The sequence below is a fragment of the Aquiflexum sp. TKW24L genome, assembly GCF_023502205.1.
GTDB lineage: Bacteria > Bacteroidota > Bacteroidia > Cytophagales > Cyclobacteriaceae > Cognataquiflexum.
Genome location: NZ_JAMFLG010000008.1, coordinates 129,587 through 152,260, shown reverse-complemented (window position 1 = coordinate 152,260; position 22,674 = coordinate 129,587). Strand labels below are relative to the sequence as shown.

Below are 22,674 nucleotides of genomic sequence, written 5' to 3'. Positions count from 1 at the left end.
TTTAAAAAAAAGTATCCATGAAAAAATTTCTCTTTCCCCTGATGTTTTTCATTTTTTCGACAGGGTTTGCCCAAGAAGCCGAAAAGCAAACTCCAATTCCCGATCCGATTGTCTTTGAAACATCGCATCTGGGGACTTTCCATGGGAAATCTATCAGCTACAAAGCCATCTCCGGAGAGACATTTCTCAAAAACAATGAAGGTGAACCAGTGGCAGCACTTTGGTCCACATCCTATATCAAACCCGAAACCGATTCAGGCAAGCGGCCCGTCACCTTTATTTTTAACGGTGGTCCGGGTTCAGCCTCAGTATGGTTACACATGGGTGTTTTTGGGCCAAAAATAGTAAAGGTGGATTCAGAGGCAAAAACTGATGATGGAGCAGCGCCTTTCAATATGGTCAACAATGAATTGGCTTTGTTGGACATCACTGACTTGGTGTTTATCGATCCTGTTGGGACGGGCTACAGCAAGGTGATTGGCAAAGGCAAGGAAGAAGATTTTTGGGGTTTGACGGAAGACGCCAAGTCTATTGCGCAATTTATCCGACTTTGGATCACAAAGCATCAAAGATGGCAATCTCCAAAATACATTGCAGGGGAAAGCTACGGTACGACGAGGGCTTCCGCTGTCACCGCAGCATTGGAAGGAAGTGGTCAGGCCGTGGCTTTGAATGGCTTGATCCTGATTTCACAGGCTTTGGATTACCAAGGTTCGACTTCAGTGCATGACAATATCGCCTCCTATTTCACCTACTTTCCCACCATGGCAGCCACAGCTTGGTACCATAGTAAAGCCGGTCAAGGGAAAAAACTTGAGGATTTCGTTGCGGAAGCACGAGGATTTGCATACACAGAGTATTTACCAGCATTGTACAAAGGCAACCAATCCACTGTTATAGAAAAGGAAAAAATTGCCAACAGGATTTCCTATTTCTTAGGACTGGAAAAGGAATACGTCCTCCTTTCCGACAACAGAATCCTGACTGACAGATTCAAAAAGGAATTGCTCCGCAGAGAAGGAAAAACCATCGGTACGCTTGATGGAAGGTATCTCGGAGAAGAAGGAGACCAAACGGCTGCCTCACCGACCTTGGGCGATCCATCGAGCTACGGGATTGATGCGGCTTACACGGCTGCTTTACAGGATTATTTCGCCAAAACATTACAAGTCAATGTGGACCGTCCTTACCTGACCTCAAACGGAAGTATCGGAGGCAAATGGAATTGGAAGCCTGTTCCTGAGGGCTCTTATTGGGAACCTTCCTATGTCAATGTCGCTCCAAGTCTCGGAGAATCTATGCGCCGCAACAAAGACCTGAAAGTCATGGTGGCCAATGGATATTATGACCTGATCACTCCCTTTTTGGATGCAGAATACACCTTTGCACGACATGATATCCCGATGGAAAGGGTGCAGATGTTTTATTACGAAGGTGGCCACATGATGTACAACCACCGACCGGATTTCGAAAAATTGGTGAAGGATATCCGGGAATTTATGGGAAAATAATAGAAAGGAATTTAAAAAATCAATACCAAAATGACCGATCACGACATCCAAAACATCCCTGACTCCTATTATGCGATTGATCAGGCTACCAAAGAACTTGGCTTCACGATGCCATCAGACTTACTGACTTGTTCGCTGGTGAGAACGTTGGCAGCGTCTAAACCATCGGGGAAATTTCTTGAACTCGGAACGGGAACAGGACTTTCCGCTTCTTGGATCCTCGACGGTATGGATACCGAAAGCACATTGGTTTCCATCGACAATGACGAGGCGGTTTTGAATATTGCCAAAACGCATGTTGGAAATGACTCCCGACTATCCCTTGTTCTTAGCGATGGGGAAGATTGGGTTCTTGGCAATTTAGATTTGCGTTTTGATTACATTTTTGCAGATACTTGGCATGGAAAATACCTGCTTTTGGAAGAAGTTTTGAATATGCTCAATCCCGGAGGCTTATATATCGTGGATGATATGTTGGCTCAACCAAACTGGCCTGAGGGCCATGCAGAAAAAGCCGTCAACTTTGTTAAGAAATTGGAAGAAAGAGCTGACCTGACATTGTCCAAACTGAATTGGGCCACTGGGATAATTATTGCGGTTAAGAAGTGATCGTGAAATACAATGATCCAATTGGAATTTTCTTTCAATATTGATAGAATTGGCATGTCGCACTCATTCCCCATACTTAAGCAAAAATTCCGGGTTTATAGCTTTGAAACTCACACGGCCTGTGTTGAAACTTTCGATGGACAATAGTAGGTCAAACTTCTCTAGATGAGGTCGGATGACGATGCCTTCTGCCCATACGTCTTTGCAGATCACACTTTTCACAATAGCTTTTTTCACAATTTCCTCGATGTCGTTTTCAAGTTTATAATCAGTTTCCATGATGGGAACAATGGGCAGATCCAGTTTTTGCATCAAATCTATCAGATCCTGATAGGGCAGATATTCAAACTTGTCGATATCGAAGGCTTTGAAAATCCTGACGGTCTGTCCGCGCAGTTTAAGTCTGTTGTCCTGAATACCTTCGCCGATCAGTTCACCCTGAATGGCGATATTTTTATGAATGCTTCTTAATTTATTCTCGATATCCCTCTGGCAACTTTCCATAAGCTATTTTCATTATCCTCATACAGTTCCATATTTCTGCTGCAAACCCCAAATTCGCCGTCTTTTAAGAAGTATGTAGCCGAACTTCCATCGAGTTTCTCGCTGATATAGCAAGATACCCCTTGGTATTTGTCAAGGACTTTTTGCAGGACTTGCACCCGGGTTTCGTCAGTTTTTGGGATAAAAGATGGAAACTTCCCTTTTACCTTTCCGCTCAGATAGGCAGGAATCGGTGCTTCATATTTGATAATGCCAAGTATTTCGGTTAGGTCCAAGTCCTCCTGAGGATCGATGTGGTCAGGCAATAGGGTCAATGGAAGGCAAATTCCCTGAGAGATTTGTCCCCGCAACCTGATCGTCCTGATGCGCATTCCCCTTGGCTTTAGAAATGCGAACTCCGGTCTATCAGGCAACAAACTGTCTATCTCACAATAAATGACCAAATCCCCAGTATTAAATTCCCCCTTTTTGACAACCAATTGCCAACCCAAAACAGTGGCCTTTTCAATCGAATCTGCACCTTCGATAGGTTCCAAGGCTTTAATTCGTTGGAAACTTGCAAGTTTTCTCATATTACAGATTCGTTTTGGTGAAATTATTTTTCAATTCTACCCAAAGGTTTAAATTACAATTTAGCGAAAAAGGAAACCATTTTTCTTTTTTTCGCATTTACAAACCTGACAATATCAATCAAAAATAACCTTTATGGAAAAGCCGGATTTCAATATCGCCGAAGTCAATAAAATCATCCGAGGACGCAGGTCCATGTTTTTTGCCCAATTCAAAGAAAATGATCCAGTCGATGATGCCATCATCGAGGAAATTTTGGAAAATGCCACTTGGGCGCCAACCCACAAATTGACGGAACCATGGAGCTTCATTGTATTTGCAGGAGAGGGAAGACAGAAATTTGCGGACTATCAATCTGAGTTATACAAAGAAAGAACAACCAAAAACGGCACTTTCAATGAAGCGGCTTACATGAGGTTCAAGGAAAATCCTTTGAAAGCTTCCCATATCATCGCTATCAAAATGAAACATGATCCCAAAGCAGGTCTTCCTGTGATGGAGGAAATTGCAGCAGTAGCCATGGCGGTTCAGAATATGTACCTATCTGCCTCGGCGCATGGCTTGGCCGCGTTTTGGGGGACAGGAGGGCCTACATTTTGGCCTGAAGCGAAGCCTTGGTTCGGACTGGAAGAAGATGATATGCTGATGGGATTCTTTTATATCGCCAAGCCTGCCACTGAAAATTGGCCGATTGGAAAAAGAAAACCGGCTACGGAAAAAACAGATTGGGTTAGGTGAAAGTAAAAATAAGTGAGAGGTAAGAGGTAAAAAGTATTAGGTAAAAAGTAAGAGGTGAGAAGTAAGAGGTGATGCAACTGTCACCTCGTATCCCTCACCATTTTAATTTCAAATGATAACTTACATCCCTCTAAATGCCGGAGGCTCGATGCCATTGGCGCGAATGTAAGAAATGGCTGCTCCCCTGTGATGGGTGGTGTGGTCATCTATCAAGCCAATTACTTGTCGCCTTGAACCTTTTCCTCCAAATATTTCAACTACTTCAGCTAATTGAGCTTCGCTAAGTTTACCTACGGTTGCTTTGGTGTAGGCATAACAATTCTCTACAAACGTTTTCAATTCCGCTTTTGTGGCGGGCTTGGCATCAGCGGCAAAACTTGGTGCTGCACCATTCAAAAATCTTGAACTGATCATTACCATTGCACCGGATAGGTGAGTAATCTGTTCTTTGAAACTCATCGCTCCTGCATCAGGCTTGTAATCGAAAAGGTTATCAGGCATTTTGTCCACAACTTCTAGCGTAAACTGCTTACTGTTGTCCCATTTGGCTACAAATTCCTCCATTGTAGTCTGTGCTGAAGCGATACTTTGGATGCCGATAATGGCGAAAAGCATCATTGCTGATTTGAAAATATTGTTTTTGGCTTTCATAAAATTGGTTTTATGGTTATACCATAAATATCTTCTTTTGCCAATGCATATCAAACGATTTTGATAAATTTGAAGCATGATAATAAGAAATTTTATTCTGTTGATTTTACTTTTTGCTCTTGGAAGTTGTGGATCCGATTACCTTCCCAAACCCAAAGGATACAACCGTATCGATCTTCCTGAAAGGGGATTCACCGCCTTAATCAATGATGTGCCCTATTCTTTTGAGCACTCAGTGAATGCTATTGTGGAACAAGATTCATTTAACCTTGCAGACAAAACCAGAATCAACCTTAATTATCAAAGTTTAGGAGGAAAAATCCACCTGACATATTTCGCCTTGGATACAGAAGGAAAAGACATCAAAACAGTAATAAATGACGTCATCAACCTTACCGCAAAACATCAGATAAAAGCCTATGGGATTGAAGAATCCATGATGATGACACCAAAAGGATATACCGGTGTGGTAGCCGAGTTGTCAGGCGAAGTTCCCACCCAATTCCAGTTTTTTGTCACAGATTCTACCAAAAATTTTCTACGCGGAGCATTGTATTTCAATACTGCTATGAAAAATGACTCCCTTGCTCCGGCTATAGAATATATCAAAGCGGACATGATCCACCTGATCAATACCTTGGAGTTCAAAAAATAAAACCACCAAAACTATGCAGAATTGGATGGTTTTATTAAAAATTAGGGATCTTTAGAAAGTCAATTTTTTCCAGCTTTTGATGATAATGGCACCTCCAATAGTGGCTACAACGGTTGCAATACTTGCAGGTAGTACATTTCCATAGATCCAAAACCCAACTGCAAACAAAGCTGCATATACCATCACCGACCCGACGAGCATCAATCCGATTTCCATCGGCAACTGTCCCTGTTCTTGCTTTTCATTTGGATATCGGTCCAATAGTTTTTTCCATCCAAAAGATGCCGGTCTTACTTTTCTGTAAAATGACAATAAGATTTCATCATTTTCAGGCTTGGTAAATAATGTCACAAGCACCCAACCCACGGTAGTGATTCCAACACCATACAACAATTTCAAATAAGCTTGATTTTCGGGAATTAAGATCCATCCTACTTTGGGATTAATCACCTCAAAGAATATCGCTACTATGAATGAAATCAACATCGCAAATATCTCTGTGTAAGCATTGATCCTCCACCAAAACCAGCGAAGGATAAATATCAAACCTGTTCCAGCACCGATCTGAAGCAAAATATTGAAAGCTTCCAATGCATTGGAAAGTGCCAAAGCAAGGATCGCAGCAAAAACCATCAACAAAACAGTGGAAATTCTACCCACCATGACAAGCTCTTTGTCTGTAGCTGTTGGTTTCAAAAACCGGAGATAAAAATCATTCACCACGTAGGAAGATCCCCAATTGAGGTGGGTCGAAAGTGTGGACATCACAGCAGCTATCAGAGAAGCTAATACAATCCCAATCAGACCAGTTGGCAGAAAAGTCAACATCGCTGAATAAGCCAAGTCATCACCCAACTTGTCCGCGGGGATATTGGGAAAAGCTGCACCTAAATCGGAGATTTGAGGAAAAAGGATCAATGAAGATAGGGCCACCAGAATCCAAGGCCAAGGTCTCATGGCATAATGGGCAATATTAAAAAACAAAGTTGCTCCAATTGCATTCTTCTCATCTTTGGCTGAAAGCATCCTTTGTGCAATGTATCCGCCACCACCTGGCTCAGCACCTGGATACCAAGTAGCCCACCACTGTATGGCGAGTGGCATGATCAGCAATGGAATGATGAGATTCCAATCATTGAAATCAGGAAGGAAATTGAGCTTATCGGCCACATTTGGATGGGTCAACAAATTATTCAAAGAGCCGATTTCAGGCATATCAAGAATATAAAAAGCCGCGCCAATAGATCCGGCCATGGCAATAAAGAACTGGAAAAAATCAGTCAACAATACGCCTTTCAACCCTCCTAGGGAACTGTAAATCACCGTCACCACAGATGCAATTAGTAAAGTCTCATAAGGACTCAATCCAAGCATGACTCCTCCGATTTTGATAGCAGCAAGTGAAACCGTCGCCATGATCACCACATTGAAAAACACACCCAAATACAATGCACGGAACGCCCTGAGGAAAGCGGCGGGCTTGCCACTATACCTCATTTCGTAGAATTCAAGGTCGGTGGTCAATTCAGACCTTCTCCAAAGCCTGGCATAGACAAACACCGTCAACATCCCTGTCAGCAAAAATGCCCACCAAACCCAGTTGCCCGACACTCCTTGTTTTCTTACAATGTCAGTGACCAGATTGGGAGTATCTGCAGAAAATGTGGTCGCAACCATCGATACGCCTAGAAGCCACCAAGGCATGTTTCTTCCCGAAAGGAAGAATTCTTTGGCTGAGGCTCCGGCTGTCTTTGAGGCAAACACACCTATCAACATGGAGATGATAAAAAAGGCCGCAATGATAGCCCAGTCAATGAAAGATATATTCATAAAGATTTGGGTTGGAAGGGTTTTAAATTAGGGCAAGTTTGTTAATTTTTTTATTTTACTACTCTAAACTTCTTTAATAAATTTCACTAATGTAAAAAATATCTAAAGAATTGCAAAAGTTAGGATTTTACCTGTTCAAAAATAGGGTTATTAACAATTTAACTGATATGGTCCATTTTCTAAAGAATATGGCTTGAGACAAAAAAATGGAAACGAGCCACGCTATTATCTACCAATAATTTTATAAGATTACCAATCTAACTTGGGACAGAAATGCTTTTTATCATTTCAATTATATCAGGTAACAATGGAGTTAAAGAATTTACCGCTGAATTGATTCCAAAAACCTACTTTTGCGGCTGAACTTGATTTTCTGACATGTCCTCTTTTTCTTGGTTACCTGCTCTCAAAACACAATACGGTTTGGAAATCCATCCCTCCCAAATATGGCCATTTGGTGACGGTCATATCCATCAGACTTTTTTGATTGAATCAGGAGAAAAAAAACTCATCCTTCAACGTTTCAACAACAGCGTTTTCAAATTTCCTGACAGGATTTCCCACAATCAGTCGCTTTTGATCGACAGGATAAACCCTGAAGACCTGCCTTATATTTTACCTTTACCTATCCCCAACTTAGCCGGGGATTTGTTTACGGTTATTGATGGGAAATACTTTAGGATTTCTCCATTTGTAGCAGGCAAATGCATCAATGAGATCGAAAATCCCCATCAGGCCTATCTCGCTGCACAAGCATTTGCCCAGTTTATCAAAGCAGGAATCCACATCCCGGCATCGGAGTTTCAGGAAGCCATTCCGCGATTTCACAACCTAGAACTCCGATACAACCAATTGTTGGAGGCATTGAAAAACACAAAAAGAGATATTATTGGGGATTTGAAAGAGTTGGTCGAATTCTATTTGGCACAAAAAGACTTGGTGGAACAATATCTCATTTGGAAGGAAAAATTGCCTTTGCGATTGACGCACAGTGACACCAAAATCAACAACTTGATTTTTGCTGAGGACTTTTCCAAAGTCAATGCTGTGATTGACCTTGATACCTTGATGGCGGGATATATCTATTATGATTTTGGGGATTTGGTCAGGACAGTAGCTTGTACGGAAGGCGAAAGTTCACAGGATTGGGAAAAAATCAAAGTAGATCATTCCAAATATGAAGCGCTTTTAAAAGGATTTTTAGAAGTGGGTAAAGGGGTGTTTACTGAAGAGGAAATCAATTCACTTCCCTTTGGCGGACTCATGATGACCTGCATTATGGGATTTAGGTTTTTGGCTGATTATCTGAATGGCAATATCTACTACGCTATCCATTATGAAGAACAAAACCTCCACCGCGCCAAAAATCAGATGTATTTGTTGAAGGGCTTGAGGGAGATTTAAAATTGATTGGGATTTGGATTACAATAATTCCTTCAACAGATTTTTGATTTCTTCGTCTGAAATAGTCTCTTTTTCCCCTTTGTTGTAAATCGACGTTTGGCCTTCCTTTAAAAGTTTTCGAAAAGTCGGATATTATAGCTCATCCAAAAAATCTTGAAGAGAAGTAGCTTCCATCGTTCCTTCTTCTATGGCTTTCATTTCTTTAAAACCTTGTCTAATATTAGCAATAATTTCTTCTTTGGAATCAACTTCTTCGTCAACCTGAACAAAATCCAAACTTTTGATCAATTCCATGAAAAACTTATATTTTTCATTTTTTACTTTAAGTGTGATTTCTTTCATGGCTTTGTACTTTTTTAAATTAAAATACAAGAATTTAATACATCAATCAAAGCAATGGCATCCAGAGTATTATCTTCATGGATTTCAAAATTGAAAATCACCTTCTCCCAAACTCCGCTTTCGCCTCTTCTAAGAAACTGACAAAATTCAGGATATTGGTGTCATAGGCTTTGGGTTTGACAAGCAATTCCTCATTGTGGTCCAAGATCACATAATAGGGCTGGGCGTTGTTGTTGAACTTTGTGATCTGGAAATCAGCGTTCTGCTTGCCAATGGTTTTTTTCTCTTTTCCATCATAATCAGACACATACCATTCGGCTTCCTGCAGTTCATACCGCTCATCGATATACAAAGCCACCATCACAAAATCTTCTTTCAGCCTTTGCAAAACCTGAGGATCGGACCATACCCGCGCTTCCATTTCGCGGCAGTTGACGCAGCCGTGTCCTGTGAAGTCAATGAACAAGGGTTTGCCCTGCTTCTGCGCTGCTGCCAAAGCTTGGTTGTAATCAAAATACCCTTGGATGCCATGAGGGAAATGCAGGAAATCGGCATATTTTGGAATTTCTCCCAATTGGTTTTCTTTAGTGACCGCACCTGCCCTGCTTTCCATCACATTGAAATCATGGGTTGCCAGCGGAGGAAGGTAGCCGCTCAGTGCTTTCAAAGGCGCTCCCCAAAGTCCTGGAATCAGATAGACCACAAATACGAAAGTGGTAATAGCCAACATCAGCCTTGGAACTCCGATATAATCCATCGGTGAATCGTGCTTGGTCCTGAGTTTGCCCAAAAGGTACAATCCCAACAGGAAGAAAATTACGATCCAGATTGCGATATAAATATCCCTGTCGAGCAATCCCCAATGATAAACCTGATCGGCGACGGAAAGGAATTTGAAAGCCAAAGCCAATTCCAAAAATCCCAATACCACTTTGACGGAATTCAGCCAACCGCCGGATTTTGGAAGGGAATTGAGCCATTCGGGGAATATCGCAAATAAGGTGAAGGGAATTGCGAAGGCAAGCGAAAAGGCAAACATCCCTGCAATCGGAGTAATGAAATCACCACCGGCAGCTTTGATCAGAATAGAACCCACAATCGGTCCTGTGCAAGAAAACGATACCAAAACCAAGGTGAAGGCCATAAAAAAAATCCCTGCCATTCCGCCTTTGTCCGCTTTGGCATCGATCTTATTCACAAAACTGCTTGGCAATGTGATCTCAAACATGCCCAAGAAAGCAAAGGCAAAGAAGATGAAAATCAGAAAGAAGAATACGTTGGGAAGCCAATGGGTAGAAAGCCAATTGGCAAATTCAGGTCCTTGGATCGCCGCAACTGCCGTCCCCGCGATGGTATAAATAGCGATAATTGACAAGCCATAAATCCCGGCATTTCGTATTCCTGATATCCTGGACTTGGATCTTCCGGTAAAGAAAGTGACCGTCATCGGAATCATCGGAAACACACAAGGTGTCAACAATGCCGCCAAACCTGCCAAAAATGCCACAAACATAAATCCCAACAATCCGCCTTTACTACCTTCGTCTTCAATGTTCACAAAAGACCTTTCTTGGCTTGCGTCGGTGTCTTCTGTTTTTTCCTGAACAGGTTCAATAGCAGACTGGGTAGAATCAACTTCGGTTTTACTTTCAATAACATTTTGAGAAGTCGATTCAGTCGAAGGGGAGGCTAATTTGGCCGATCCCTGTGCAGTAGCCTCGATCGTAAAATCTTCCTCATAAAGGATACACTGCCCGGTTACATCTGAGCACATTTGGTATTCCACCGTTCCTTTGATTTCTACATTTGGATCAGTGATTGATACTTTCTGCCGAAACTCTGCTGCAATTGAAAAATAGGTAATATCTGCCTCCCAAACCTCATCAAATTTCTTTTTCGGATTGATCGGTTTCAGCTTCTCAGTAGCCGAGATCCCCTTTGACCCATCCAGGCTAAGGCTTGTAAGTACCGGGCCTGCATTCTCATCAAAGTCATTGGAATAGATATACCAATTTCTAGGAATTGATGCTTTCAAAACGATTTCTGCATCTGCTCCAACTTTGAGGTCTGTATCGGCCAATTGAATATTCCACTTTGGCGGTGATACCACTTGACCAAAGGAGGATTGGCTTAGAAGAAGTAGGAAGAAAAAAAGCAGTGAAGGTTGGATGTATTTTGACATTGCGGCGTGATGTAGGCGAATCTGATTGGTAAAGTTGGTTTTCAGCAAAATAGTTCAGTAATGAAAGGCACGAAACTTTTCCCACGAAGACACTAAGATACAGAGACACAAATTAAAAAATGCTTTGTGCCTCCGTGTCTTCGTGGGAGACTTTTATTTGGTGGCTTGTTCTTTGAAGTGTTTGAAAAACAAAGCAATCGTCTCTATTCCCATAAAATAGTTTTTGAGTCCATAATGCTCATTGGGGGAATGCAGAGCATCGGTATCCAAACCGAATCCCAACAATATTGGATCAAGCCCCATTACTTTTTGGAACAAAGCACAAATAGGAATGGAACCTCCTTCTCTTGTCGGGATGGCTTTTTTGCCAAAGGCTTCCATAATCGCACCTTCTGCAGCCCTATAGCCCGGAGAATCTGTCGGCACCACTGCTGCTGCCCCACCGTGATGGGAGATTACTTTTACTTTAACCGATGCCGGAGCGATGGATTTGAAATGGTCTTCAAACAATTGGGCGATTTCCTTGTGGTCTTGGTCGGGAACAAGCCGCATGGAGATCTTTGCAAAAGCCTTGGAAGGAAGTACCGTCTTTGCACCTTCGCCGGTATAACCGCCCCAAATGCCGTTGACATCTAAAGTCGGACGGATTCCAACCCGCTCGATGGTGATATATCCTTTTTCACCCGATACTTCTGCGATGTCGAGTTTCTTTTTATAATCCTCCAAGTCAAAAGGCGCTTTGTTCAATTCCTTGCGGTAAGCAGCCGAATATTCCTCCACTTTGTCATAAAATCCCGGTATGGTCACATGGTTGTTTTCATCATGGAGGGAGGCAATCATTTTGCAAAGCGTATTGATCGGATTGGCGACAGCACCCCCAAAAGTCCCGGAATGAAGGTCTTTGTTTGGGCCCGTCACTTCCACCTGCATGTAAGCCAATCCCCTCAAACCTACAGTGACTGATGGATCTTCCATGGAAATCATGTGCGTATCCGATATGATGATCACGTCTGCCTTTAGCTTGTCGAGATTTTCCTTGACAAAAATATCCAGGTTTTCAGAACCAACTTCCTCTTCCCCTTCGATCATGAACTTGATATTGCAGGGCAAAGCATTGCTGGCCATCATGGCTTCAAAAGCCTTCACATGCATGTAAAATTGCCCCTTATCGTCTGCTGAACCACGGGCAAAAATCGCTCCACCAGGATGTCTTTCGGTTTTTTTGATGACCGGTTCAAATGGCGGCGAATCCCACAATTCATAAGGATCTGCAGGCTGCACATCGTAATGGCCGTAGACCAATACCGTCGGTAATGCTGGATCGATGATCTTTTCGCCGTAGACAATCGGATAACCAGCGGTCTGACAGATTTCTGCTTTGTCGGCACCGGCTTTAATCAGACTTTCTTTGACAAAGTCAGCGGCTGCAAAAACATCATTTTTAAATTTGGGATCAGCGCTCACGGATGGAATGCGCAATAAGTCTAAAAGTTCGTTCAGGAACCTGTCCTGATTTTCTTGGATATATTGTTTTACAGACATATTTGGGGGTTTTAATATCCCGCAAAGGCGCAAAGACGCATAGAAATCATCATGGTTTCAGGCGCTTTGACAATCCAGTTCTCTGCAGGAAGATTAACTTCTATTGGGGGCAAAATTACGTTTTAAATAAGGAATTGCCTATTTTACCAAAAACTTTTATCTATGAAAGCCATCCTTTGTACCTATCACGGAATCCCTGAAACTTTGACCTATTCTGATATCGATGATCCTGTTTTGGAAGAAAAAGAGGTTCTCATCCAAGTCAAGGCATGTGCTGTCAATTTTCCTGACGTGTTACTGATTCAGGACAAATACCAGTTTAAGCCTCCACTGCCCTTTTCACCCGGAGGGGAAGTTTCGGGTGTGATCGAAAAAGTCGGTTCGGGAGTCAAACACCTCAAAGAAGGACAAAGGGTTTTGGCACTTTGTGGTTGGGGTGGGTTTGCAGAAAAAGTAAAGGTCACCTCTGACCGCGTTTTCCCGATTCCTCCCCAAATGGATTACATGACGGCGGCATCTACGCTATACACTTTTGGAACTGCCTACCATGCCTTGAAGGACCGGGCAAAAATTCAATCCGGAGAAACCCTCTTGGTTCTCGGCGCTTCCGGTGGAGTGGGATTGGCAGCTGTTGAACTCGGAAAAGTACTGGGTGCGACAGTAATCGCTGCGGCTTCCACTGCTGAGAAATTGGCTGTTTGCAAAGAAAAAGGAGCTGACCACCTGATCAATTACGAAAGCGAAGACCTCAAAGAAAGAATCAAAATACTCACTGATGGCAAAGGGGTGGATGTGGTCTTGGATGTCGTGGGCGGCAAATACGCGGAACCTTCGCTGCGGGGAATGGCTTGGAAAGGCAGGTACCTCGTGGTCGGATTTGCGGCAGGTGATATACCCAAATTGCCATTCAACTTGGCGCTGCTTAAAGGTTGTGATGTCATGGGCATTTTTTGGGGGAGATTTTCTACCGAAGAACCAAAGCAAAACCAACAAAACATCATGGACCTTGTAGGCATGATCCAATCGGGAAAAATCCGCCAACATATTCACAAAGTATATTCATTGGAAGAATCACCGCAGGCATTGCGGGATATGATGGACAGAAAGGTGGTGGGAAAAGCGATGGTTGTTGTTGAAGGGAAAGAAGCGAGCCCTTCGACAGGCTCAGGGACCAAACAATGCGAGATGAGAATATCAAGTATCAAGATGCAAATATCAAGAGCAATGAAGAGAAACCTTCCGAAGTGGGCGAAGGAGTTTATAGAAGTGTGGAAGATTTGAAAAAGCAGATTGGAAAGTTTTTGGGAACAAGTAGTTGGACTACGGTTTCCCAAGAAGTGATTCAGAAGTTTGCCGAAGCCACAGAGGATTTTCAGTGGATCCATATTGATACCGAGAAAGCAGCAGCCTTATTGCCGGGAGGGAAAAACTTGGCCCACGGATACCTGACTTTGTCACTTGTCCCCAAATTGATATATGAAATCCTGCCTTTGGAAGGTGTTCAAATGGCGCTGAATTATGGTGTAAATAAGGTCAGATTCCCCGCTCCGGTTTATTCTGGAGATCAGATCCGGCTCAAAGCCACTTTGTCCAATGTGGAAGAAAGTCCCGATGGGAACACTAAGCTTTTTATCCATGCCACTATGGAATCAAACCATGCCGACAAGCCTGTCTGTGTGGCTGAATTGATTACCTTGGTGAGGTTTTGAAATTGGTTCTATCAATTTAAGGTCTAAAAAATTGAAATGATGGCAAAAAAGAAAATTGAAAACGTAAGAGAACTTATTTTCTATTCCTATGCAAATCTTGCTATGGCTCATTCAGCAGTTGAACGTAATCAGGAAAAATACGGAACATTCAACTATGTAATAAGAGCTAAATTATTTAAAGGGCTAAAAGACGGTACAATGAATATTAGGACAATATTTGATGATGAGAAAATCAAAATCCAAACAGGGAAAATTTGCAATTATTGTGGATCAAGCGATAAACTTGCCCTTGATCATATTTTCCCTCAAAAATATGGGGGCCTTGACGCTGCGGAAAATCTAATTTTTGCTTGCAGAACCCGCAATAGTTCAAAAGGAAAGAAAGATCTTATGGAATGGATGTTATTTAAAGGTGAATTTTTACCACTTATGATAGTTAGGAGGTATTTGAAATTGACATTTAACTACTGCAAAGAATATCATCTGCTAGACAAAAAGATAGATGAATTGGAATTATTGGAATTACCTTTTAAAATACATTTGATTCCTACAAGTTTTCCTAATCCAAAATCCCTGATTTTAAGTATTTCGGAAAATATTAAAAAATGAATTGCCATTCCGCATTGATGGATAGATACTGATTATAAAAACCCAAAATGAAAAAGACGCTATTATTTCTTGCCGTATTCATTTCTTCTTTAACAGCTTTCTCCCAAGATAAACCCTGGATGCTGGGTCCTTTTCTGCGCCCAGAAAATGCCCAGCCCATCATTTCTCCCACCGATGAGACCTCCTTTCAGGATCCGATGTCGGGAAGATCGGTTAAATGGGAATCCATGGCTACTTTCAATCCGGCGGCAATCCTCAAAGATGGGAAGATCCACATCCTCTACCGTGCGGAAGAAAAGCTCGGAGAAAAAGAAATCGGTGGCCATACCTCTCGCCTTGGCTTGGCGATCAGCGAGGATGGAAAAACCTACATCAGACAGCCTGAGCCTATTTTTTTTCCTACCAATGACAACCAAAAAGAATTTGAATGGACCGGGGGCACAGAAGACCCAAGGATCGTGCAGACTGAGGACGGTTTATTTGTTTTGACTTATACCCAGTGGAACAGGGAATTTCCACGCTTGGCGGTGGCTACATCCAAAGACTTGAAAACATGGGAAAAGCACGGTCCGATTTTTAGAGAATTCAAAGATGGCAAATACCACAACCGTGAAACTAAATCAGGTGCCATCGTCACAGAACTCAAAAACGGCAAACTCGTAGCTGCCAAAATTCATGGCAAATATTGGATGTACTTTGGCGTGCCCCACATCTGGTTGGCGAGTTCGGAAGATTTGGTTCATTGGGAACCGCTTGAAGGAAGCGACGGAAATATCGCCCCTGTGCTTAGCCCGAGATTGGGGTACTTTGACTCATGGCTGGTAGAAGCAGGTCCTCCACCATTACTGACCAAAGATGGTATAGTTGTCCTCTACAATGCAGGCAACCAAAAAGACATTGGTGTCAAAGAATTAGGAAACAGGGTTTACACTGCTGGACAGGCCTTGTTTGATAGAAATGAGCCTTGGAAACTTTTAGACCGAACCGAACAGCCATTCTTAAAACCCGAACTTCCCTTTGAAAAATCTGGGCAGTATGTTGATGGGACTACTTTTGTGGAAGGATTGGTCTATTTCAAAAAACAGTGGTATCTCTATTATGGTACTGCGGATTCGATGGTGGGGGTGGTTAGAGCTAAGGATAAATAAATGAATCTTCCCAGGTATTATCAAGAAGAGGGTTGTGAATGCTTGTAAAAAATCAGTTTCATGAATGGTATTTTTCTCTTTTGGTTGATAATTACAATTTAATTTCAATTACTTGCATGCATTGAAAATCACACGGATCCTCGTAGTTAAATTCATAAAGCTGTACTTTTTGTCATCTGGTTATATTTGCAGTTATAATTAAGAATCATTATTTTCGAACATAACTGTATTTTGAATACATAATTATGTTTTTTAAAATATTATTAACATCTTTGGATATTGAAATTTAAACATTCTTCATAATGCAAAGTAAAGATAAAATTAAAGTAGGGTTAGTTGGTTCAGGGACAATTATAAGAGGTCTCGTAAAACTTATTAATTTGAGTTCTGAAATGGTAGTTTCAGGAATTCTTACCAGAAGAATTGGTCTAATTGAAGATCTTGAAGTTTCAAATGATCTTGTACATCAAATTCCTGAGAAGTTATTTTTAAAATCTGATATCATTGTTGTCAGTACAGGTGATCCTATTTACAGTACTGAAATGATTAATGCTGCATTTCAATATAATCTTCCTGTGGTCACAATGGATGCAGATACAATGGTGACTACAGGTACTTGGCTATCCAAGCAAGGTCTTATAACAGAATCAAATGGTGATCAACCAGGTTGTCTTGCATCCCTAAGACAAGAAGTTCTAGATATGGGTTTTACCCCTATTGTATATGGTAATATTAAAGGATTTTTAAATCTTAATCCGGTTCCGGATGAGATGAATTATTGGGCTTTGAAGCAAGGCTTTTCTGTAGAATCTGTGACATCTTTTACAGATGGGACTAAAGTGCAGATTGAACAAGCTTTGGTAGCTAATGCTTTTGGAGCGACTATTGCGAAGCCGGGTTTAATAGGACTACAAACAGAAGATTTTGAAGGTTCTAGTTTCAAAATAGCAGAAGTTGCAGACAGTATTGGAATGCCTATAAGCGATTTTATTTTGTCTAAAACTGCCCCTCCGGGAGTATTTATCGTGAGCAAGCATGATGAAAACCTGAGGAATGAACTTAGAACATATAAGATGGGAGATGGACCATTTTATCATCATTATAAACCCATCCATCTTTGTTTCTTTGAGATTCCCGGAACAATTAAGCGACTTTTTTATCAAAAGGAAATACTGATTGACAATAGCAATAATCCAAGTACAAGTGTGGCGGCAATTGCCAAAAGAAAGATTTCAAAAGGGGATTTTATCAAGAAGGGGATAGGTAGTTTTGATACTAGAGGGATAGCTGTAAAAATCGCTGATGAGCCTAATCATGTTCCCATTGGTTTACTTCAAAATGCAAGACTGAAGGAAAATATTGAAGAGGGACAGATAATAAAATTTTCTGATATAGAAATTCCTCCTTCTTTGGCGGTGAAAGCATGGTTTGATACGCTGAAATGTTTAAAGTTAAATTTCGAAAAGGCATCTGAAACTGAAAATGTTTAATTTCTTATATTACGAGAACCGTTGAAACTTTGAATCAAGTCAAGGTATGGGCCGTAAATGATTTGTCCATCCTAAAAAATTTCTCCTTATACATCTTTGCGCCGGGAAATAACGTTTTCATCTCTGCATAAGTCAACAACCTAATTTCATCCAGGTATTGCTGTGCATCCTTGGGGTCCCATTGAGCTCCTCTGCTCAGCTTTGTTTTGGTCAATATAAATCGGGTCAGGTTCTTTGGTAAATACTGAACAAAAGGGAGAGCATAATGGGCTTCCATAAAAAAGTGTCTGTTAGGGGTCTGAATAAAATATTTCTTACCCACACGGATGGCTTCTTTCGCCATTTTCCTCTGATTTTCCCAAGTGTATAGATGCTCAATAACGGAATTGGAAAATACCAGATCAAAGCTACCGTCAGCAAACTGGGATAAATCTGTAGCATCACCGGCCATGCTGCTCAGATTATGAATGGTAGCAACCTCTGCACTGAGGTTGAGTATTACAATTTCAACCTTTCCTGATTTCAACAATTCCTGGTCTTTCCAAAAATGGACCATCCCCCCGATATCTAATATTTTGATGGGATAATTATCGCCAAAGTTTGCATGGAGTAGATCCTCGAAATATTGAAAACGTTGTTTTCTAAATTTATTTCCTAAAGAATTGGGATTATCGGATGAAGCCAATAAAGCCTTTAAATTCATCATTTTCGAACATCATTTTTTTGAGAACTCAAAGCTATTTATTTTAATAAATTAATTATGTAAAAAGTAAGAGGTCAATCATATTCTTTTTTACTTTTGTTGATAATTTGAATTAATTATAATCCCTTTCATCATATTCCGGAACATTGAAACCATTTTGGTAAAAAGAACCGTAAAAAGAATGAAAGATTATTGATTTTTATGAAAAAACGCTTTTACAAATATTTTCCATGGCTTTTTGTTTTGGGAGACATCTTGACAGTTTCATTTTCATTTTTTATATCCAACAAATTATTTCAGCCATTTGAAGAATTTCAAGGGCTTGACTTCCCCACTTTTCCTGCATTTATGATGATCTGGATGGTAATCACTGTCCTGAAAGAAGATTTCAAAATCGGGAGAACAAACGAATCAGACCAGACTTTCAAAAAACTTTTAGGCTCGCTTGCATGGTTTTTGGTGATCATCTCCATGATCTGGATGCCATTCCATGATAATTCTTTAAGGTTGTTGTCTTTTCTTTCCCTAGCAGCGAGTTTGTTGGTTTTTCTTGGAATATACAGGGTCGGTGTACATCTCATATTGAGAAAATACCGTGAAACCGGTCATAATTTTAGAAGGGCAGTCATCTTGGGAACAGGGGGAACCAGCGATCAACTTGCTCAGGTTTTCCGCTTGAGGAGGGATTTTGGTATCAAGTTTTTGGGATACTACGATGACAAGGATGTATCCGGTGAGACCCGTGGAGATATCAAGAAGTTTTTTCAAGAAGCCATTGACCTCAACATAGATCAAATATATATCAGCGAACATTTAGAGGAGAAAAAGGTTAGAAAAATCATCAATTTTGCAGACGAACATTACATTAAAGTCAAGGTAATCCCGGGTGGATCGCTTCAATTGGAGAAGAACCTCTCTTTTTCTAAATACGGGGATTTCTTTGTGATCAATGTCAATGAAATCCCTCTTGACAATGCTTTCAATAGAGTATTTAAAAGGGCATTTGACATTATTTTCTCTCTCTTTGTGCTGGTTTTTATTCTTAGTTGGCTGATTCCTTTGGTAGGTCTGTTGATCAAGCTGGAATCGAAAGGTCCAATATTTTTTATACAGGAAAGAAATGGTGAAAACAATAAAGTTTTCTTGTGTCTGAAATTCCGGTCCATGACACCTAACGATTATTCTGATACACACCAAGCCGTCAAAAATGACCCAAGAATAACGAGAATCGGTTCTTTTCTAAGAATGACCTCCTTGGATGAAATGCCCCAGTTTATCAACGTTTTGCTTGGTGACATGTCTATTGTAGGCCCAAGGCCACATACAATCCCGATGAACCAAGTCTTCAAAACCCAGATTGAAAAATACAATAGCCGACATAAAATCAAGCCCGGAATCACAGGCTTAGCACAAGTAAAAGGCTATAGAGGAGAAATTGAGAATCCTTACCAAATCCGGTCAAGGGTAAAACTTGATTATTTTTATATACAAAACTGGTCAATTTTGCTTGACCTCAAAATCTGCATCCTGACTGTATATGAATTGATAGTAAACAGGGAGAATGCCTACTGACAAAGTAATAGCCTTTCATTTTATTGGAAAAAATCGCCCAAGCCAAAGCATCTTGGGTTTTAAATCTTTTTAAGCCTAAGGATAGTCTGGTGCGATTAAATCTTAAATAAGGCATCAAAAAATCCCATAGTTTCTCCTTTTATCTTGAAAATTAACATTGGAATTTCATTATTAACTTGTACCAGCTTTTCAGCAACACTCCCGAGTAATACGGCAGCTGATGCGGTTCTTCCTCTACTCCCCATCAAAATCAAATCTATCCCATGTTCTTTGGCCTTTTCTATAATCAGGTGGCCAGGCTCTCCGTCATTCGATAAAACAAAAAGACAATCATATTCTGGATGATTATGCTTTTTTATAAATTTCTCATAATCCTTTTTTGAATTCTCCTCCATGATTTCTGCAAATTCTTCAAAAGATTTACCTGTTTTGTGGTATCCTGTTGGTACTTCGAATAGGTGTAAAGCATAGATCTTTGCATCAAATTCTTCGGCAGCTTTTTGAGCAAAATTGATAGTCATATTGGTATGCTCAGAAAAGTCCATGGGAATCAAAATCTTTTTAGGAACTTTCATTTCGACCCTTTCAGGAAGGAATAGGACCGAACAAGGTGCCTTTTGGGCCATTGTTTTAGCTAGTGATCCACTGCCCTTGAGTGTAATTTTCCTTCCCATGACAATGAGATCAACGTCCTTGAGTTTTGCCCACCTGAGAAAAGTAGGCATCGGACTTCCCTCTTCAGCAAAAACTTCAATCTCCACATTATCAGGGTAATTGTTTTGTTTGATGATGGTCATGATCTCCGCCTCTATGGCTTCATCTGCCGGAGCTATCAAATCGGGGAATTTTTCCCTTATTTCATCTGGCAGTGAAAGGTTTTTGGAGACATGGATAAAATAGAGTTTTTTGATACCTAATATTTCGGATAAAACCCCCATTTTGGAAATCAAAATATCATCCATTTCCGTCAGGTCCATCCCGATCATTGCCTTTTCAAAATTCTCCATAGTCTTGCCGCTAATTACCTGTTCAAGGTACGATTTTAAAATTTTCTTTGGAATAATACCTACTACAATTTATCCGATTCCCTGATTTAATCTGATCCGCATTTTCTAAATGATTTATATTTGTGTTAAATGGCAAAATCCATAGGTAAATATTTTATCGCAATCGTGCCTGAGGGCGAAATCCAACAAAAAGCTACAGAATTGAAGGTATTGTTGAAAGATAATTTTAACCTCAAGTATGCCCTCAAATCTCCTGCTCATGTCACACTGAAGATGCCATTCAATTGGAATGAAGCCAAAGAGGATAAGTTGAATGGGCTCTTACAAAGCTTTTTTGAAAACTTTTCGCCTTTTGACCTCAGTTATTCAGGATTTGACCGTTTTGGGCGAAGGGTGATTTTTATTAAAGTAATGGAAGACTCCGCACTATTTTCAATTCAGCTTGCCCTTTCTAAATACTGCAAAACAGACCTCAAATTAGTAGAGGAACTCAGTGATAGAGCCTATCATCCCCATATGACTTTGGCTTTCAAGGATATCAAATTGATCCATTTTGACGCCTATTGGGATTTTATCAAAAAGCAAAAATTCGATGCCAAACAGGAAGTCAATGATATTGCCTTGCTCAAAAGAATAGAAGGAAGATGGGTAGTTGTGAGGAGGTTTAAATTGGGTGAGGCGGGTTATTTGGTTTATTAAAAATTTCGAGTAAAATTTATTTTCTATTATTATCCTAATTTTACGGACAATAAACACAAGGTGAGTAATTCCATCTATTTCCTAATTATTTAAATATATAAATAATTGATTTTGTGGAAAATACGCCTTAATTAAAACCAATTATTAATGAAAATCATCAACGTGATATTATCAGGCGGAGTAGGCAGTAGGTTATGGCCACTTTCAAGGAAATCTAAACCTAAGCAATATCTTCCGCTTTTTGAGAATAAATCATTGTTTGAATTAACAATTGAGAGAAACAGGTCAATCTGCGAAGAATTATTTGTGGTGGGGGGAATTACTAACTACCAACTTTCGAGAGAAATTATAGAGAATTTGGGAATTAGCCAATACCATGAAATAGTTGAAGCCACTCCACGAAATACTGCTGCTGCAATTGCTTTTGCAGCTTTCCAAGCGCAACCTGATGATATACTTTTAATATCACCTTCCGATCATTTGATTAAAAACGAAGATCTGTACCTAGATTCTATCCATGCTGCCATCGCATTAGCAAAAAGCGATTACATTGTCACTTTCGGACTTCAACCCAAAAATCCTGAAACAGGATTTGGGTACATTGAATATAATGGGAATGAGGTTGTTTCTTTTAGGGAAAAACCGTCCAAAGAATTGGCAGAAGCATTTGTAAAATCCCGAAATTTTCTCTGGAATAGTGGAATGTTTTGCTTCAAAGCTGGGGTATATCTGGATGAACTGAAAAAATATGAGCCTGTGGTTTTTGAGACAAGTAGAAAAGTATTTGACAATAAAATCGAGATTTATTTAGATGAATCACTTTCTATGGAGATACCATCCATCAGTGTAGATTATGCTGTAATGGAACGAACCGATAAAATAAAAGTAGTACCGTCATTTTTCGATTGGTCAGATATGGGCAGTTTCTTAGCGATCTATGATAATATTCCGGCAAACGATATTAGAAAATCTGGCTCAAACCTTTCTTTGAATACCGATAAATTGGTGGAATTCATCGGGGTTGAAAATCTTATTTTGGTAGAGACAGAAGATGCAATTCTGGTTCTAAATAAAGACATGGCCCAAGATGTCAAGAAGGTATATGAAAGGCTTGAAAAAGAAAATCCCGATTACCTGAAATAAATAATCAGGAGGATTCAAAAGTTCCTTCTCTGCTTAGGTAAATGTACAAATTTGTT

Annotated in this window: 22 protein-coding genes; 13 read left to right on the top strand and 9 right to left on the bottom strand. The window is 40.5% G+C overall.

What is annotated here, in order from left to right; all coding sequences use genetic code 11:
* Positions 1-17: 17 nt before the first annotated feature.
* Together M3O96_RS07820 and M3O96_RS07815 are read left to right on the top strand one after the other, a co-directional pair.
* Positions 18-1,511, top strand: coding sequence for a S10 family peptidase (locus M3O96_RS07820; RefSeq protein ID WP_249719773.1), 1,494 nt, complete (start codon positions 18-20; stop codon positions 1,509-1,511).
* A 30-nt stretch (positions 1,512-1,541) separates the two neighbouring features.
* On the top strand, positions 1,542-2,120 hold the full coding sequence (locus tag M3O96_RS07815; RefSeq protein WP_249719772.1) for an O-methyltransferase: 579 nt from the start codon (positions 1,542-1,544) through the stop codon (positions 2,118-2,120).
* A gap of 63 nt (positions 2,121-2,183) precedes the next feature.
* On the opposite strand, the gene M3O96_RS07810 is transcribed toward M3O96_RS07815, so the two are convergent.
* Positions 2,184-2,624, bottom strand: coding sequence for an RNA ligase family protein (locus tag M3O96_RS07810; protein WP_249719771.1), 441 nt, complete (start codon positions 2,622-2,624; stop codon positions 2,184-2,186).
* Complete coding sequence (locus tag M3O96_RS07805) at positions 2,588-3,196, bottom strand: hypothetical protein (protein WP_249719770.1); 609 nt, start codon at positions 3,194-3,196, stop codon at positions 2,588-2,590. Before M3O96_RS07805 ends, M3O96_RS07810 begins: the two co-directional genes overlap by 37 nt.
* Before the next feature lie 133 nt (positions 3,197-3,329).
* On the opposite strand from M3O96_RS07805, the gene M3O96_RS07800 reads away from it, so the two are divergent.
* Positions 3,330-3,932, top strand: a complete 603-nt coding sequence (locus M3O96_RS07800; RefSeq protein ID WP_249719769.1) for a nitroreductase family protein — start codon at positions 3,330-3,332, stop codon at positions 3,930-3,932.
* A gap of 120 nt (positions 3,933-4,052) precedes the next feature.
* Here the strand turns inward: M3O96_RS07800 and M3O96_RS07795 are convergent, their stop codons facing one another.
* Complete coding sequence (locus M3O96_RS07795) at positions 4,053-4,583, bottom strand: DinB family protein (RefSeq protein ID WP_249719768.1); 531 nt, start codon at positions 4,581-4,583, stop codon at positions 4,053-4,055.
* 76 nt (positions 4,584-4,659) lie between these two features.
* Here M3O96_RS07795 and gldD point away from each other — a divergent pair, with 76 nt between their 5' ends.
* Positions 4,660-5,238: a gliding motility lipoprotein GldD gene (gene gldD, locus M3O96_RS07790; RefSeq protein WP_249719767.1), complete on the top strand. Its 579-nt coding sequence runs from the start codon at positions 4,660-4,662 to the stop codon at positions 5,236-5,238.
* A gap of 51 nt (positions 5,239-5,289) precedes the next feature.
* Here the strand turns inward: gldD and M3O96_RS07785 are convergent, their stop codons facing one another.
* Positions 5,290-7,068 carry a sodium:solute symporter family protein gene (locus M3O96_RS07785; RefSeq protein WP_249719766.1) on the bottom strand — a complete coding sequence of 593 codons (1,779 nt, stop codon included), beginning with the start codon at positions 7,066-7,068 and terminating at the stop codon, positions 5,290-5,292.
* Between the two features lie 378 nt (positions 7,069-7,446).
* On the opposite strand from M3O96_RS07785, the gene M3O96_RS07780 reads away from it, so the two are divergent.
* Positions 7,447-8,472: a phosphotransferase enzyme family protein gene (locus M3O96_RS07780; RefSeq protein WP_249719765.1), complete on the top strand. Its 1,026-nt coding sequence runs from the start codon at positions 7,447-7,449 to the stop codon at positions 8,470-8,472.
* 132 nt (positions 8,473-8,604) lie between these two features.
* Here the strand turns inward: M3O96_RS07780 and M3O96_RS07775 are convergent, their stop codons facing one another.
* The 3 genes from M3O96_RS07775 to M3O96_RS07765 form a co-directional block, all read right to left on the bottom strand.
* Entirely contained in the window at positions 8,605-8,814 is a 210-nt protein-coding gene (locus M3O96_RS07775; protein ID WP_249719764.1) for a hypothetical protein, read from the bottom strand.
* Between the two features lie 97 nt (positions 8,815-8,911).
* Complete coding sequence (locus M3O96_RS07770) at positions 8,912-10,996, bottom strand: protein-disulfide reductase DsbD family protein (protein ID WP_249719763.1); 2,085 nt, start codon at positions 10,994-10,996, stop codon at positions 8,912-8,914.
* Between the two features lie 153 nt (positions 10,997-11,149).
* Complete coding sequence (locus tag M3O96_RS07765; protein WP_249719762.1) at positions 11,150-12,538, bottom strand: dipeptidase; 1,389 nt, start codon at positions 12,536-12,538, stop codon at positions 11,150-11,152.
* Positions 12,539-12,700: 162 nt separating this feature from the next.
* Here M3O96_RS07765 and M3O96_RS07760 point away from each other — a divergent pair, with 162 nt between their 5' ends.
* From M3O96_RS07760 to M3O96_RS07740, 5 genes are all read left to right on the top strand, one after another.
* Positions 12,701-13,819 (top strand): NADPH:quinone oxidoreductase family protein, encoded by a 1,119-nt coding sequence (locus tag M3O96_RS07760; RefSeq protein ID WP_249719761.1) that lies wholly within the window; start codon positions 12,701-12,703, stop codon positions 13,817-13,819.
* The gene (locus M3O96_RS07755; RefSeq protein WP_249719760.1) at positions 13,816-14,247 is read left to right on the top strand and encodes a MaoC family dehydratase; all 432 of its coding nucleotides are present in this window, start codon (positions 13,816-13,818) and stop codon (positions 14,245-14,247) included. The genes M3O96_RS07760 and M3O96_RS07755 overlap by 4 nt, the downstream gene beginning before the upstream one ends.
* A gap of 36 nt (positions 14,248-14,283) precedes the next feature.
* A complete protein-coding gene (locus tag M3O96_RS07750) occupies positions 14,284-14,856 on the top strand; it encodes an HNH endonuclease (protein WP_249719759.1) in 573 nt (190 codons plus the stop codon).
* A gap of 47 nt (positions 14,857-14,903) precedes the next feature.
* Entirely contained in the window at positions 14,904-16,004 is a 1,101-nt protein-coding gene (locus M3O96_RS07745; RefSeq protein ID WP_249719758.1) for a glycoside hydrolase family 130 protein, read from the top strand.
* 302 nt (positions 16,005-16,306) lie between these two features.
* Positions 16,307-17,494 (top strand): NAD(P)-dependent oxidoreductase, encoded by a 1,188-nt coding sequence (locus M3O96_RS07740; protein WP_249719757.1) that lies wholly within the window; start codon positions 16,307-16,309, stop codon positions 17,492-17,494.
* Between the two features lie 34 nt (positions 17,495-17,528).
* Here M3O96_RS07740 and M3O96_RS07735 read toward each other — a convergent pair whose 3' ends face one another.
* The gene (locus M3O96_RS07735; RefSeq protein ID WP_249719756.1) at positions 17,529-18,200 is read right to left on the bottom strand and encodes a class I SAM-dependent methyltransferase; all 672 of its coding nucleotides are present in this window, start codon (positions 18,198-18,200) and stop codon (positions 17,529-17,531) included.
* Between the two features lie 198 nt (positions 18,201-18,398).
* Here M3O96_RS07735 and M3O96_RS07730 point away from each other — a divergent pair, with 198 nt between their 5' ends.
* Positions 18,399-19,769 (top strand): exopolysaccharide biosynthesis polyprenyl glycosylphosphotransferase, encoded by a 1,371-nt coding sequence (locus tag M3O96_RS07730; RefSeq protein WP_249719755.1) that lies wholly within the window; start codon positions 18,399-18,401, stop codon positions 19,767-19,769.
* Between the two features lie 95 nt (positions 19,770-19,864).
* Here M3O96_RS07730 and M3O96_RS07725 read toward each other — a convergent pair whose 3' ends face one another.
* A complete protein-coding gene (locus M3O96_RS07725) occupies positions 19,865-20,776 on the bottom strand; it encodes a universal stress protein (RefSeq protein ID WP_249719754.1) in 912 nt (303 codons plus the stop codon).
* A gap of 129 nt (positions 20,777-20,905) precedes the next feature.
* Between M3O96_RS07725 and M3O96_RS07720 the strand changes: the two genes are divergently transcribed.
* Together M3O96_RS07720 and M3O96_RS07715 are read left to right on the top strand one after the other, a co-directional pair.
* Complete coding sequence (locus tag M3O96_RS07720) at positions 20,906-21,475, top strand: 2'-5' RNA ligase family protein (protein WP_249719753.1); 570 nt, start codon at positions 20,906-20,908, stop codon at positions 21,473-21,475.
* A gap of 147 nt (positions 21,476-21,622) precedes the next feature.
* Positions 21,623-22,618, top strand: coding sequence for a mannose-1-phosphate guanylyltransferase (locus tag M3O96_RS07715; RefSeq protein WP_249719752.1), 996 nt, complete (start codon positions 21,623-21,625; stop codon positions 22,616-22,618).
* The last annotated feature ends 56 nt before the right edge of the window (positions 22,619-22,674 follow it).

Excerpts from the sequence above, each read along its gene's own strand:
- gldD (WP_249719767.1), top strand. The coding sequence starts at position 4,660 with ATGATAATAAGAAATTTTATTCTGTTGATTTTACTTTTTGCTCTTGGA.
- M3O96_RS07765 (WP_249719762.1), bottom strand. The coding sequence starts at position 12,538 with ATGTCTGTAAAACAATATATCCAAGAAAATCAGGACAGGTTCCTGAAC.
- M3O96_RS07770 (WP_249719763.1), bottom strand. The coding sequence starts at position 10,996 with ATGTCAAAATACATCCAACCTTCACTGCTTTTTTTCTTCCTACTTCTT.
- M3O96_RS07815 (WP_249719772.1), top strand. The coding sequence starts at position 1,542 with ATGACCGATCACGACATCCAAAACATCCCTGACTCCTATTATGCGATT.
- M3O96_RS07795 (WP_249719768.1), bottom strand. The coding sequence starts at position 4,583 with ATGAAAGCCAAAAACAATATTTTCAAATCAGCAATGATGCTTTTCGCC.
- M3O96_RS07785 (WP_249719766.1), bottom strand. The coding sequence starts at position 7,068 with ATGAATATATCTTTCATTGACTGGGCTATCATTGCGGCCTTTTTTATC.
- M3O96_RS07775 (WP_249719764.1), bottom strand. The coding sequence starts at position 8,814 with ATGAAAGAAATCACACTTAAAGTAAAAAATGAAAAATATAAGTTTTTC.
- M3O96_RS07800 (WP_249719769.1), top strand. The coding sequence starts at position 3,330 with ATGGAAAAGCCGGATTTCAATATCGCCGAAGTCAATAAAATCATCCGA.
- M3O96_RS07715 (WP_249719752.1), top strand. The coding sequence starts at position 21,623 with ATGAAAATCATCAACGTGATATTATCAGGCGGAGTAGGCAGTAGGTTA.
- M3O96_RS07740 (WP_249719757.1), top strand. The coding sequence starts at position 16,307 with ATGCAAAGTAAAGATAAAATTAAAGTAGGGTTAGTTGGTTCAGGGACA.
- M3O96_RS07735 (WP_249719756.1), bottom strand. The coding sequence starts at position 18,200 with ATGATGAATTTAAAGGCTTTATTGGCTTCATCCGATAATCCCAATTCT.
- M3O96_RS07725 (WP_249719754.1), bottom strand. The coding sequence starts at position 20,776 with ATGGAGAATTTTGAAAAGGCAATGATCGGGATGGACCTGACGGAAATG.
- M3O96_RS07805 (WP_249719770.1), bottom strand. The coding sequence starts at position 3,196 with ATGAGAAAACTTGCAAGTTTCCAACGAATTAAAGCCTTGGAACCTATC.
- M3O96_RS07760 (WP_249719761.1), top strand. The coding sequence starts at position 12,701 with ATGAAAGCCATCCTTTGTACCTATCACGGAATCCCTGAAACTTTGACC.
- M3O96_RS07750 (WP_249719759.1), top strand. The coding sequence starts at position 14,284 with ATGATGGCAAAAAAGAAAATTGAAAACGTAAGAGAACTTATTTTCTAT.
- M3O96_RS07810 (WP_249719771.1), bottom strand. The coding sequence starts at position 2,624 with ATGGAAAGTTGCCAGAGGGATATCGAGAATAAATTAAGAAGCATTCAT.
- M3O96_RS07780 (WP_249719765.1), top strand. The coding sequence starts at position 7,447 with ATGTCCTCTTTTTCTTGGTTACCTGCTCTCAAAACACAATACGGTTTG.
- M3O96_RS07820 (WP_249719773.1), top strand. The coding sequence starts at position 18 with ATGAAAAAATTTCTCTTTCCCCTGATGTTTTTCATTTTTTCGACAGGG.
- M3O96_RS07745 (WP_249719758.1), top strand. The coding sequence starts at position 14,904 with ATGAAAAAGACGCTATTATTTCTTGCCGTATTCATTTCTTCTTTAACA.
- M3O96_RS07730 (WP_249719755.1), top strand. The coding sequence starts at position 18,399 with ATGAAAAAACGCTTTTACAAATATTTTCCATGGCTTTTTGTTTTGGGA.
- M3O96_RS07720 (WP_249719753.1), top strand. The coding sequence starts at position 20,906 with ATGGCAAAATCCATAGGTAAATATTTTATCGCAATCGTGCCTGAGGGC.